Annotated in this window: 10 protein-coding genes and 1 riboswitch; of the genes, 2 read left to right on the forward strand and 8 right to left on the reverse strand. The window is 46.2% G+C overall.

Annotated features, from left to right (window positions below):
- Positions 1-2 precede the first annotated feature (2 nt).
- From BLS69_RS10345 to BLS69_RS10380, 8 genes are all read right to left on the reverse strand, one after another.
- A complete protein-coding gene (locus tag BLS69_RS10345; protein WP_091031118.1) occupies positions 3-1025 on the reverse strand; it encodes an SDR family oxidoreductase in 1023 nt (340 codons plus the stop codon).
- A 97-nt stretch (positions 1026-1122) separates the two neighbouring features.
- A complete protein-coding gene (locus BLS69_RS10350; protein ID WP_165980157.1) occupies positions 1123-1548 on the reverse strand; it encodes a cupredoxin domain-containing protein in 426 nt (141 codons plus the stop codon).
- Between the two features lie 205 nt (positions 1549-1753).
- On the reverse strand, positions 1754-2707 hold the full coding sequence (locus BLS69_RS10355; protein WP_091031123.1) for an EamA family transporter: 954 nt from the start codon (positions 2705-2707) through the stop codon (positions 1754-1756).
- A gap of 107 nt (positions 2708-2814) precedes the next feature.
- Positions 2815-2925, reverse strand: a riboswitch (purine riboswitch).
- A 147-nt stretch (positions 2926-3072) separates the two neighbouring features.
- Positions 3073-5292: a DEAD/DEAH box helicase gene (locus BLS69_RS10360; RefSeq protein WP_091031124.1), complete on the reverse strand. Its 2220-nt coding sequence runs from the start codon at positions 5290-5292 to the stop codon at positions 3073-3075.
- Positions 5289-6632, reverse strand: coding sequence for an ATP-binding protein (locus tag BLS69_RS10365; protein ID WP_091031127.1), 1344 nt, complete (start codon positions 6630-6632; stop codon positions 5289-5291). The genes BLS69_RS10360 and BLS69_RS10365 overlap by 4 nt, the downstream gene beginning before the upstream one ends.
- A gap of 6 nt (positions 6633-6638) precedes the next feature.
- On the reverse strand, positions 6639-8216 hold the full coding sequence (locus tag BLS69_RS10370) for a TerB N-terminal domain-containing protein (protein ID WP_091031128.1): 1578 nt from the start codon (positions 8214-8216) through the stop codon (positions 6639-6641).
- A gap of 210 nt (positions 8217-8426) precedes the next feature.
- The gene (locus BLS69_RS10375) at positions 8427-10967 is read right to left on the reverse strand and encodes a diguanylate cyclase domain-containing protein (RefSeq protein WP_091031131.1); all 2541 of its coding nucleotides are present in this window, start codon (positions 10965-10967) and stop codon (positions 8427-8429) included.
- Between the two features lie 282 nt (positions 10968-11249).
- Positions 11250-11846, reverse strand: a complete 597-nt coding sequence (locus BLS69_RS10380; RefSeq protein WP_091031134.1) for a biliverdin-producing heme oxygenase — start codon at positions 11844-11846, stop codon at positions 11250-11252.
- Positions 11847-12195: 349 nt separating this feature from the next.
- On the opposite strand from BLS69_RS10380, the gene BLS69_RS10385 reads away from it, so the two are divergent.
- Both BLS69_RS10385 and BLS69_RS10390 read left to right on the forward strand, forming a co-directional pair.
- Complete coding sequence (locus BLS69_RS10385; protein WP_091031137.1) at positions 12196-12993, forward strand: Nif3-like dinuclear metal center hexameric protein; 798 nt, start codon at positions 12196-12198, stop codon at positions 12991-12993.
- Positions 12994-13516: 523 nt separating this feature from the next.
- Positions 13517-13942: a DMT family transporter gene (locus BLS69_RS10390; protein ID WP_036608521.1), complete on the forward strand. Its 426-nt coding sequence runs from the start codon at positions 13517-13519 to the stop codon at positions 13940-13942.
- Positions 13943-13985: the final 43 nt, after the last annotated feature.

A 13985-nucleotide genomic window follows, 5' to 3' on the forward strand; every position in this document is an offset into this window, starting at 1 on the left:
TCTCATTTCTCATCTCTGATCTTTAATAACGCTTCGTCCAGTGCGCCAACGACCTTGTCACACCATACATCAAATTCCGGATCTTCGGTCTGTAATTCAGGATGTGCCAGAATGTGCTCAATCGTACGTCGAATGCCCTGATCAGCTCTTGTCGTTGCTACAAATTCCGGAACAAGACGCTTCAGCTTGCTGTTATCAAACACAACGGTATTGGCTTTGTCACCCAGCAATCCGCCGCGAAGATCCTGATCACTGCATGCTGCCAAGAACTCAGAGGGTACATGTACTGCATGAAGTTTAACACCTAACACGTCAGCTATAATCTCATGAATCTGATTCCAGGTGACAGATTCGTCCGAGGTGATATGTACCGATTCACCAATGGCATGGATATTTCCCATAAGCCCGATAAACCCTTTGGCAAAATCAGTATTATGCGTAATGGTCCACAGTGAGGTGCCATCTCCATGGATGATAACGGGTTTGCCTTCACGTATACGCTTGAGAACCTGCCAGCTGCCTTGAGCGCCATGAACACCGAGAGGTACCGATTTGTCGCCATACGTATGGCTCGGACGCACGATGGTCACAGGGAATCCATGCTCGCGATATTGTTTCATCAGATAGTCTTCACAGGCAATCTTGTTGCGAGAATACTCCCAATATGGATTTGATAATGGCGTACCTTCCGTGATCCGGTAATCAGCTAGGGGTGTCTGATACGCCGATGCTGAACTTATAAAAATAAACTGCTTTGTTTTATCCTTGAACAAACGGTAATCTCGCTCCAATTGAGACGGTACAAAAGCGATAAAATCTGCCACAACATCAAATTCCAGATCAGCTATCAGTTCCGCTACACGTGGCTCGTCATTAATGTCCGCTTGAAGTACGTTGACCTCACTAGGTAAGTCATCGTTATGATTGCCGCGATTAATTAAATACAGTTCACAGCCTTGCTGTGCAAGCATCTCCGTAATGGCCGTACTGATGGTGCCTGTCCCTCCAATAAATAGCGCTTTCATTTTCGCCACCTCCTGATCGATTTTACCCACTTTCCCATGATATCACGCACCAAAAAAAGGAGCAAAGCTCGGTGACCCGAAACCTTGCTCCTTCTGCTTATACGACCTTAATCGTTGCATATATCATGTACATGCCGCAATGGATCTCGTATTCTCCCTTGGGCAGATCTTTGTCGACCGTATAATAATTGGGTCCCTTTTGCATGTATAGATCCATGCCAAGCTTTTGTGATCCGACTGATTTGACATGTGTCACCGACCGGGTCAGAATAAAGTTGATTTTGGTCGGTACGCCAGCTTTCACCTCGATAACGTCTGGTCCAAAACCATCGTTACTTACGTCCACATCAATGACTTCATATCCCTTCAAATCCTCCGCTGTCTCGGCTTGTGCAGTTACAGCACTTCCAGATCCCGGGGATAAGTCTTTGCCCATAAAATAAACCAAAAATGATCCAAGCAGTACAACAACGGTCAGACCCAGTGTTAACCAAGGCCATGTTTTTCCAAACCAGCTTTTCATATAAACACTCCTCATTCGATGTCCCATCAATATTCAATCAACAGACGGATGTATTCTTTAAGCATACCTGATTCGCATGACAATGAAAATGACCCCTCTGGGCTATTGTGGTTGAGCCGTATTCCTTCAATAAAAAAAGCCTGATTTCTCAGGCTTTACTACGGTTATTCCCGTTCAGGCTTCCCAATATCCCTTTTTGTATAATTCAGGAATAGATCGGTGTATTCCGACTTCGTCTCATACGTAATTTATACAACTCTGGCAGGGCTACACCAATGAGCACAATAATAACTCCGAACCATTGCAATCCGCTGACATGCTCATGGAGCACGATTGAGGATAACAATACTGCAATTGGAAGCTCCACTGCACCCAATATTCCGGCCATGTCACCACCAATATGCGGAACGCCGATAGCGAACAATACTGGTGGAATGAAGGCCCCGAAGAATCCAAGCAGCAATCCAAATACAAGCAACTGGCTCCAGATCAATCCGTTAAAGAGGAATGTCGGCGGGAACAAAATGCACAGGAGGATCAAACCGCCTGTAACCATCCACGCACTGCGGAAGGCTGGATGCGCTGAAGGAACCGCTTTACCGCTGAACAAGACAAACAGGGAATAACTTACGGCTGCCATTAGTCCAAGAGCAATACCCAGACCGTTGAACTCACCCAATCCTTGTTCCAGGAAACCCGCTGCCAGTAAGGTTCCACCAAACAGAATGATCAACGTCAGGAACGTGACTTTGTCTGGACGTTGACGTTTGCTAATCGCCTGAATCAATACGCTAATCCATGTGAACTGGAACAACAGGATAATAGCAAGTGAAGCAGGGATATAACGCAAAGACTGATAATACACGAGACCTGTAATTACCGTTGGTGTTCCGGCAGCCATCAATAACAGACGTTGTTTCCACGTCAACCGTTTGAATACCTGTGCCACGGCTCCTGATGTTTTGCCATTTGCCTGTGACTTGCGTTTGGTTCTAAATCTTGTGTATAGCGCCAGCATCCAGGAAAGAAGAAAACCCGTGATCAGCTGTGTTCCGACAACCTCTCCAAGTTTATATCCTTCGCCATACGCCAGAACCACAATCGTGGATAATATGCCATAACTCATCGCTCCCGCGAGAACGGACAGATAATATTTCATTTGTGAATAAACCTCCTGATGATAAGAAAAATACGCCCGCATGTTGGTTCATGCCAAGGTCACAGACACCATCTAAATGCAAAAAATCCTAACTACGAGCAAGGAATACATTGATTCCTTGGCATCGTAGTTAGGAAGTATAGGCTTCCCGTAGAGACCCTCGCCCTGTGTACACTTTCGGCCTGCGAGGTTATACGAAATGATATATGCAATTTGATGTAATTCGTGTGTGACGACTTTTCATATATTACATGGGAGGTGAGATGGTGTCAACCCTATTCCGCATAAAAAGTTAAACTACATTATTACACCGAGTCGCTTCGATTGCTGTACCATTCTTCACACACACTGATTACGTAAAAACATCATGTCCGATTGGAGCTTGAGAAGTCCCACTCCAATGTTTGCTGTAAACCTTCCTTCAATCCATCCAGATCCAGCCCATCCACGGCAAAAGCCTCACGGATCAAAGGCGGCGCGACGAATTCATCATACTTGCCCAGATAAGGCGCTTCATCTTCAGCCAGTAACGCAGATGCGTCTTCGGCCGTCCGACACTCACTCATAATCTCGGCTAACAATGTTCGTTCATCGATCTTGCCGGACACCACAAAATAATAGGGCTCCATGGGCACAACCGAACGCAAGGCAAGTTTCTTGGACAGATTATGCTTCATCAGGCGCTCCAATGTACGGAATGATTTACTTCCCACCCAAGGAAGAACGTACATCGAATCTCCCCCTGCCGGAATGACAACCTGCTTCAACAGTCCACTTTCACGAGCTAAGCGGCGTGCCCGTTCAAGTCGATTGACGGCTTGTGGTGACAGGTAGGGATAGATCACTGAGTCGGACAACACTTCACGCATTTTCTGTACCACCGACGTATGAATATCTCCTCCCGCTCCAAGCCATAGCGTATCTACTTTACCTTTTGCAGACTTCACATACACAGCCTTGTGCTTATGATCGACCTCTTCCACTTTCCACAGTTTACCTGCGAGCGAGAAGCAATAGCCAGGTGGGGGTACGGTTGTAATCGAACCAATCTCTTCCGAGCCGTTCAGCACTTTATGTTCCTCATCGTCCTTAAACACCGCGTAGAAGCGATAATTATTCACGATTTTTTCACCTGTCAGACCGATAATCAATGTTCGATCTTCTGTCCATTGCAGGTGATCCGTCTCAATGAGGTAATTCAGGAAAACCTGATATTGATCAGGTCTTATCAACGCAAAGGGAGCCAGCGAAAGGATGGCTTCTGCAAGATCTCTCGGCTCCGCCTCCCCCATACTTTTCAACATGCTCATCGTCTGATGATAAAGTACACCTATGGGCATTTTGCGGGCTTCAAGCGGCTCGACCCACTTGGTTTTTACATATAGTTCGATAACAGCAATCGCACGCATCAACGTCCACGGCATACGTGCTGGCAATTGCGCTTCCTCATCCTCTTCCTCCGGACATACAAAAAGCATCTCTGATGCCATGTCCTCTCGTCTTCCTGAACGTCCCAGACGCTGTACAAAGCTGGACGCACTATACGGTGCACCAAGCTGAACCACACGTTCCAGTTCGCCCAGATCGATGCCCAGTTCAAGCGTGACCGTTGCCGCAGCAACCGCGGGCCCTGATCCAGTGCGTAGGGCAGCTTCCGTCTCTTCCCTCAGCATGGCGGAGATACTTCCATGATGAACATGGAACACATCACGTTCCTCCCTGCGAGCCGCGACCCGCCGCATCTCAAGAATGGTGACTTCTGCATCGGTACGGCTGTTGGTGAAGATCAACGCTTTTTTACGATGTGTGCTCTCATAAATGAAGTCGTAGTAGGCTTTGCGTGCGTTATGAAGCTGCTCCGCCTGCTCCTCGTCCTGCGCATCTGGAAAAGAGAAATGTTCCACCCGCAGTCGCAGCTTGCGACCGCCCGGGGAAGAGACTACATCCACCCCCTGCTGCGTTCCGGCAGCAAGCCAAGATGTAGCCGCATCATAGTCACTAAGTGTAGCGGACAAGCCCACTCTTCGCGGTGCACAGCCAGCCATACGCTCGATTCTGGCAAGTTCGCTGAGTACTTGAATGCCCCGATCCGCTCCCATGAAAGCATGCACCTCATCGATGATGACATATCGCAAGTCATGAAACAGCGCCGGGATTGCATTCGGTCGATTCATGAGCAGACCTTCCAGCGATTCTGGCGTTATCTGGAGCACACCGGACGGATTTTTCATCAGTTTTGTTTTCTCCGCCTGAGGCACATCCCCGTGCCAATGCCAAACCGGAATATTTCCTTCGGATAACAGATCCTTAAGACGTTCGAATTGGTCGTTAATCAGGGCTTTCAGCGGTCCAATGTACAAAATGCCAACCGATTTTGAAGGCCGTTCATACAGCTCGGTCAATGCAGGAAAAAAAGCCGCCTCCGTTTTGCCGGAGGCTGTGCCTGCCGCAATCAGCATATGATGCGGAGTATGAAAACAGATATTGCAGGCCTCAATCTGAGCAGGCCGAAGCGATTCCCATCTTTTTTTATATATAAATTCCTGAACGAATGGTGCCAATCGATAGAACGGATTCTCACTCATAATTCAAACTCCGCCAGGAAATCGTCCAGATCATCCGTATTTGCGGAAGCATCTGGCCCTTTATCCGTTTCCTGAGGTTTGACAGCCCGCTCGCCAAGTAATTGAGTATATGTCACTTCGGGATTCTGGTGGAGCGTATGCAGTACATCCATAAAGTCCCGTACCACTTCACGCGTGGTCAGCAATTCATCCGCCCCCAGTCGATTCACCGCCGTTTGCATAAAATCAACCAATTGTTCATCCGTCAGACTTGCACTGTATCCAAAATGCAGGGCATGAATCTGCCGCAGCTTCTGGAGCAGAATTAGAATCTCTTCATGCGATAACATCGCCAGCTTCAGGATCGGGCCCGTATAATTTGCATACGCTTTGGCTGCATAACGACCATCAATAAGCCTGGAGCGAAGCGCTTCATAGCTGTATAGTCCACGCCGTTCATCCTCCACAAATTGCGGCGTACCGCCCACAAATATGCCCAGGTGCTCTGCCTTGCCCTGCATCGTATCATTAAACATCGTCAGCAATTTCTCATAGTTGCTTTGACGTGAGACGCTGTTTGTAATTTTGTACAGATTCACCGCTTCATCAATGAACAACAGTAATCCTTTGTAACCAATGCGCGCTGTGAATTCAGACCATAATTTGAAGTAGTCATACCAGTTGTCATCGTCAATGATTACACCAACAGCCAGTTCTTTTTTTGCTTCCGTTTTGGTTGCAAATTCTCCTCGAAGCCAGCGAAGTGCCGCCTGTTTGCGATCATCATCAGCGAGCTTGTACCCATTCCAATAGGAAGCCAGTACCTTGGCAAAATCAAAGCCGTGAACCAGATTCTGCATCTCTCCCGTCACCGCATAGATCTGCTTCTCTACTTCCAGCGGCAGAGCCGGATCATCCGGGCGCAGGTTCTGACTTTGCATCGTGGATTGTTGCAACCCGGCGATCCATTTTTGCAAAATCGGCTCCAATGCTCCCCCATCCGGGCGTGTGCGTGTAGACAGACGAGTCATCAGTTCGCGGTATGTGGCAAGTCCCTGACCTTTGGTACCCACCAATCGTCGCTCTGGTGACAGATCGGCATCTGCCACAACAAATTCGCGATCCATCGCATAATTACGAATCATCTGCAAAAGAAAACTTTTACCGCTGCCGTAACGACCCGTAATGAGTTTAAACGCTGCTCCACCCTCCGCAATATTGTCCATATCCCGCAAAATGGCTTCCACTTCCGGTTTCCGGCCAACGGCAATCTGCTCCAGTCCAATTCTCGGGACAACACCAGCTGTCAATGAATTTACAAGTGCAGTGGTCAGCCGCTTTGGTATTTTAAGTTCTGTCACTGAATATCACCTCTTCACATGTTCGAACACATCTATATAATCAGGAGCAATCCGATCAGCATCAATCAGAAGATCACCGATCGTTTCCATAGCCACATCATTAATTTCATCCAGCAGAAGCGTAGGCATCGTTCCATATTGCTCAGCCAGACGCATCAGCTCCGTATCTGGACTTGCACCAAGTAGAACATGAATCGTTTGTACCTGCTGAGGGGATAGTTCCTTGGCAAAAAGCAGCCATTCTTCATCCAGATCAGCCTCAGCAGACTCGTCCCACTGCAACTCAATCGATTCTGCTGACACTCTTGTTGCAATCTCTACTGCAGATGGATCTGGCTCTATGGAATCTTCAGTTGGAGTGATCTCATCCCTTGCTTCTAGCGCATCTACTGAAATACTTGCAACATTTGCGCTGTTAACCTCTTCACCCTTCACTTCAGAAGGGTGATCATCCTCAATTGTAAGCGCCAATCGCACGTATTCACTTTCTTGCTGTAACGATGCCAATTTCTCTGTATCAATCCGAATCATCGGTTGTTCCACAGACTCCGCCTGCTCGATCGCATATGCTCTGTCCAGGTAACGCTCAATCAGATTCGCAAGTTCGGGTTCAAGAGTCTGTCCTCGCAATCGGCCTCTGAATCCGAGCAGTTCACGAAGTTTATTTTCAGTACATCGATAGATCCGCGTAACCATCTGCACAAATTCAGCCTGTTCACCTATGGGCATATAGCTGAATGATACCGCTCTTCCATAGATGGAATCATCATAGACCGCTTTGCGAAACAGTATGCGTTCCACCGTGCGTTCATCGTTAGGATCACACTCAGGCAACAGTCCAACTTGTCGCGTACGTTCCAGGTACGAAACAACCAGGGCAATGACGCGCGGGATGTAATGCTCCATCACTTCTTTGCCGCCATCTCTGTAGAACTTACTAAGTGTAATATCGTAATCATAATATCTTTGCAGCATATTCAGCGAGATATCCGATACCTTATCCTGTAAAATACGTTGCAGCTCCCTATCCAGCATCTCTGCTGGCAGGTATCCGCCCGAAAGGCCCATAACCTCGGATAAGGACATCTCCATCTGATGGACCAGCACATAATCGACCATCCACTCTTGCATATATATATTTAATTGGGGCAACCGTTCACGGTAGTTCACCCATAGCTGCTTCAATTGATCATAACCATCCTGAGGATTCTGCCAGCCAATGCCGTTAATTAACTCGTAGATATGAACAAATAGATAGGACAGATCGGTATCCGGGTATCTCCCCTGACGTACTTCCTTCCTCCAAAACATATACCACTTGCGCTGGGCTTCATTCATCACGCCATACGTTGGCCAGTAACTCATAAAGGGAACCCACGGGGATACATCACCCTCCATCTCTGCCCACTGCTTTGCTTCCTCCACAAAACGTTTCTCTGAGGATAATATGCCTCCACGATGCTGCATCGGTTCATGTGCAGACTGCACAATGGTTGAACGATCAGGAACCGGAACTGCTGCTGTTTCAGGTTCTTCACTCAGATCTATCTCCATAAATTCCAATTGTCTTGAGTTGTCTTTCATAGAACGTTATCTCACCCTCCTCCAAGACAGAATACGAACAAGTGTATCCATAGGGATCATTATATCATTTGTCCTGTGTCTGCGGTGACGAAATTTAGACATTCTTGGACACAAAAAAGAAGGCATTTCTGCCCTCTTTTCATCATGTATTTTTAACTTTTTCACAAATAATGAAAGTATCGTTTCAAATCGAACGTTGCACAGGCGTAATTACACGACAATTGCCCGATTTTTCCCTTCACTTTTGGCTTGTACCAAAGCCCGACTGGCTTTTTCGATCAGATCCGATGCATTGGAATGCTCATCCGGCACCATTACTGCACCACCGACACTAACTGTGACGATTCCACTCGGACCGGATGATTCCCTTTGAATCTGGAGAGCCAGCACGTGCTGTCTAATCTCTTCAGCAAGTTCTCCTGCATAATCAGACGTTGTGCTCTTCAATTTTAACATGAATGTGCCTCCACGAAGACGAGAGATCAAGGCATGATGCTGTTCGCTAACCACCGTAAGCACCTCACCGATCCATTGCAGACACAGGTCGCCTCCTTGAAGGCCATATGCAGCATTATACGAACGGAAATCATCAATATCTATAATGAGCAGTCCCAGACTGCATTTTTCCTGTAAACAGTCATCCCAGTCAGCTTGAAGCTGTGACTTGAACACCGTCTGAATCGGCATATCAGTTAACGGATCTGTCGTCAGATAGTTCTGAAGCTGGCTCGTTGTTTCAGTGTAATTGTCCTGTTCATGGTGGGACGCGCCGCTGTGCAATAGGACCATCACAGAAGGCTTACCCGCGTGCGTAACAGAAGCAAGTGTAATTTCAAGCAACAATGAGGTACCTGCCGCTGTGGTGAAATAGGACTGGCTGGTAATCAAACTTGTGTTATTGTGCTTTAATTCCTCAAAATTCTGTTGTAACGTCACTCTCGTTTGCTCAGGTACAAACGCCCTGAAGTCCTTGCCCATCAGGTCTTTGGAACTCTCGAACCCGAGCAGCTCGGATGCCTTCGTATTACAGTAGATAATCTGACCGTCAGTCAAAGTAAAAAATGCCACGGGCGAGTAATCCATTAACTGCAAATAACGCTGTTCATTTTGTCGCAAAATACGAGCATTCTGCAGCGCCTGTTCTTCGGCCTGAACCAACTGGTTCTCTGTCTGCCGACGTACAATGGTTTTGAGTAAAGGTAACACGCTAAGCTCTTTGGATGTCCAAGGATACGAAGTTGATTTTACAACCTCACGCCATTTCTCGAATGATTTACGCGGAGATAACCGCATGCCATCATCTGTCTTTAGCACTGCCTTCGCGGGGTCACCCGCCCAATCGACAACCTGTACGACCTCAGGTCGGAACCAGAGCATGTAGTTATGCTGTCCAGGCGAAATGGCAACATAAATAACCCCGGAAGCCTTATCCTGATAAGCTTTGGATGTTTCATACTCTGCACTCAGTTTCGACGTATGATAACTATAATCCTCGGACTTTCCTGCAAGCCAACCTGCCAGTTCACGAATCTGTCCACTGTTTGGCGTTTCACCATACAATAACAACTTGTCCTGGTAACAGATTGCTGCTCCGGCAGCACCCATCAGATTCAGCACCGTCTCTTCTTCTCCCTGTAATTCCTCAAGTACTCGGGCAGGACTTGTGTTACCGATAAAAATGTTGGCAATTCGTGAAGCGGCTTCACGTGATTGAATCTCCGATTGATAATCATCGAGTTGCTGACGCTGAAACAATTCATTCGAGAAGAACGCGCCCAGGAAATTGCACAGATTCCGTACGCGATGGGGCACATATCTAGCCGAATAATGATGGCATGTAATGAGTCCCCACAGCTGATTGTTATGAATGAGAGAGATCGTTACAGTCGCACCTACACCCATATTATGCAAATATTCGATATGAAGCGGAGATACACTGCGCAGAACTGAAAGACTCAAATTCAGCGGTTTGCCAGTGAGCGGTTGAAGCGTAGGCACAATCTCCACGGGTTTATAATTGACATTCACAATGGTTCGCAACCAATTGCGAAGATACAATTCCCGAGCCTGCTTGGGAATATCCGAAGCCGGATAGTGATGGCCAAGGAATGGTTCGAGTTCTTGTTCACGCGCTTCAGCAATTACTTTACCATTCCATTGCTCGTCAAACTCATAGATCATCACTCGGTCATAACCGAGCATTTCCTTCACCTGTTCAGCCGCAATCTGACTTGCTTCCACGCGACTATCTGTACTTTTGATCCGACCGAAGAATCGGGATATCCACTCAAAGTCGGTAGTCTCCACGCCCTCTTTTTCATAAAAAGGCTCAATCTCCAGAATGAGCAGCCCTTCACTTTCATGAAGAACAGAGGAGAAGACCCGGTCCTCACCGGATACCTTAATGGTCAGATCCATGTAATGCAAATCAGAGGTTACATCCGCATTGAAGCTGCTACCCAACAGTTTGCTTACTTCTTCCTTACCAATCAGATTTTCCAAAGGCATGCCCAGAACATCCTCATAGGCAATACCCAGATGGTCCTCCGTATTTTGGCTACACTGAACAATGGTTGGCGTAAGACTGGTATTAATGGCCAAAAGAACACCATGAGGTTGAATAAAGCCGGGGATATGAATTGGTTCTTTATCACAGTTATTCAGATCTATCGGATCATTTGTGTATGTTCCCTGATGAAGCAACGTGCGGTTCAACAAATTTTGTTCTTTCTTGGACTTCGGTTCGGCCATGGCCAGGAAAATCCCCTCTCATGATGTTATATAAGTTGAACTAATGATTATTTACATTGCACTACGATGACAGAATAACCTTCCAATCGCTGTTATCCCCAAATTTTATCGATTCCCTTTTCTAAAGGGAAAAATCCGGTTATAAAGGCGCACGCTTCGCTTTTTCAGGTTTTTTTCTGTCCTCTCCGTTAGGTGTAAATGTATAAGTTCAACTTATATAGATACCTTTTAAAATATGAAAAAAGTCCGCCCTACAGGCGTTCAGGTTGATGAAAAGGGATGTTACTTGTCCGTATTAATCCACTGATCCAGCAGTCGGAATGTCTCTGATGCACTGTGTACCATGTTGTCATGATCTTCTGGAGTGCTGATGGACTGCTGCAGCAAACCCATAAACTCGCTCCATCTTGTTCTAGTCTCTGTACCGTAGGCATTGAAATATTCCAATCCACGATCAGCTTCAATGGACAGGAACTGCGACAAACGTTTGGTCATGATCTGTCCACCGTTCGTGGACCCCTCAATTACATACAGGTATCCAAACAAACGGGCAGGTGTCGAAATATCCGGAAGTTCTTTGCAAAGTGAAAGTTGGCTGATTTCTTCTTCACTTGCACCAAGATTGCGCAGATCTTTCTCCAGTAGTCCAGCCTTGCCTCTAATCTCGATATCCAATCCCGTACTTCCCCAGAAAGGCTGCTGTACAGCCTGATCCTCCAGCGGCTTGAGGAATCCATAAAACTTTTCTAAATATGTTTTATATTCTTCTATAGTCACAGTTTGATTCATAATGGCTTTTGCATAAGGGTTCTGTTCTACTTGTCTGTGGTAATGAGCTGTCTCGCTCTTCAGACGTTCCATAATATTTGTTGCTGTCATCGTAGTTATCCCCTTTCACAATCTGTTCTGTTGTTGCATATGAGTGCTTATCCTCAACTGAATCTCAGTATATATTTGAAATAGAAACCGGTTTGTTGCAAACAGCTCCATTTAAATGCAATACAGACTCTATGTAAGTATACTTATTCTTGTTTGAGAAAACTATACGAATCCAACATCTGTACATAGTTAACACTTTTCTCCGTTGTTATCTTACCTAACTGTTATCTGCATGTTTTAGTATTAACCGAAAACCATAAAAATGACCCCTATAATCTGGAAGACAGTAGATTTCAGATGTCAACATGGTACACTGTTTTTATATCCTGTCATTGGAGGAATGCATTCTATGGATCTTACTGTTCAAGACGTTGTACTTCATCTCCTAGATAACATTGCACTGCCGGAAAACACGGTGGATCAGCTCATTACTGGCTCACTTGATCGTAAGGTCACAGGAATTATCATAGCTTTTATGCCCACACAATATGTGATTGAACAAGCCATACAGCAAGGTGCTAACTTAATCATTGCGCATGAATCTCCGTTTTATAACCATCACAGTCATACCGATTGGCTTGCAAATGATTCGGTTTATATGGACAAAAGAAAGTTGATCGACGAAGCAAGCATTTCCATCTATCGATGTCATGATATCATCCACCGCTTCCAACCGGATGGCATTACCGAAGGACTGATTCAGGCCTTGGGGTGGTCCTCTTATGTGGAGCAACGAATACCAGAAGCAGACATCCTTTCTTTTCCGGAAGGAAGCACCGTTGAAGCTATTGCTCACCATATGAAAAGTTCCCTGGGCATAGAATATGTACGCATAGCAGGCAATGCGGAAATAGTCTGTAGACGCGCAGCGGTACTGGTAGGTTTTCGTGGTAATGGACATGTGACGATTCCCTTGATTCAGAATGAGCAATTGGATCTCATCATCGCGGGTGAAGGATTCGAATGGGAGACACCGGAATATATCCGTGATGCTGTGCAACAAGGCAAGTCCAAGGCACTGATCATGATGGGGCATGCAGAGAGCGAGGCTTCGGGAATGAAGCTATTAGCAGACAGGTTGGCAGAACGTTTTCCCGAATTGTCTGTTCGTTTTGTAAACGAGAAGCCTGTGTACACTGTGATCTAGTAGGATCATTGGATTTGTACGGAGAGGATCTTCTAGCTGATTGCATCTAATCTCGTTGCCGAGCGTATCCCGGAGCTTTGCATACTTTCTATGCTCCGGGGTACGCTCGGCAGACTCTCGTTTCAGTTCTTGGATAGCTAACTAACGAACCTGACACACTCTATTTAGTGGATATTTTCCAATTTTCAAAAGTAACGAATCGTAGACACCCTATTCCTCCATTCCCCCCTGTTTTACCGCCCATTTCTACCCGACATAACCCATTTAACGTCGCTGAGATTCGTTAGATTTATCAATTCAATCGAATCAATAAAAAAAGGTGTCACTGGTTCGTTAGATTATGATGAACAATGAGTACTGAGCACATATGCCGGCATCTCTTCATGCCCCTTCTGGATTTACCGAGTTCTTTATAGTACTCTAAATGCTGTGACTTCAAAGCTCAGGACATTTGTCCTTGGCGTTCAGAGTTAATTTATCATTTAATAATAGAAGTCGAAGTGATTGGATAAGGAGCGTACATATGAGAGGAATTATTTTTGCATTACTGGGCGGCGCGTGTATCACGCTTCAAGGTGTTGCCAATACTCGGATTAGCACCGACATGGGCACATGGCAGGCCGCTACGATTACACAACTGACAGGATTCATATTAGCAGCGCTGATCCTAATGTTTGTTAGAGACACCAACCTTCAAGGACTCAAACAAGTAAAACCTATGTACCTGGCTGGAGGTGCTTTTGGTGCCGTCATTATTTTCAGCGAAGTGACAGCCATTCAGCAAATTGGGGTTACATTCACGATCTCGGCCTTGCTCATTGCGCAGCTGTTCCTGACTTTTCTGGTGGATAGCAACGGATGGTTTGGCGTGGTAAAACAAAAGATGAAACTGCCGCAATTTCTAGGCATTGCCTTAATGGTGACTGGTGTCATTATTATGAAACTATAGTTTTTGAAGAAGGATTGGAACATATCGTCGGGGGTGAACAACA

It is taken from the genome of Paenibacillus sp. CF095 (assembly GCF_900101225.1).
In the GTDB taxonomy this organism is placed as follows: Bacteria; Bacillota; Bacilli; order Paenibacillales; family Paenibacillaceae; genus Paenibacillus.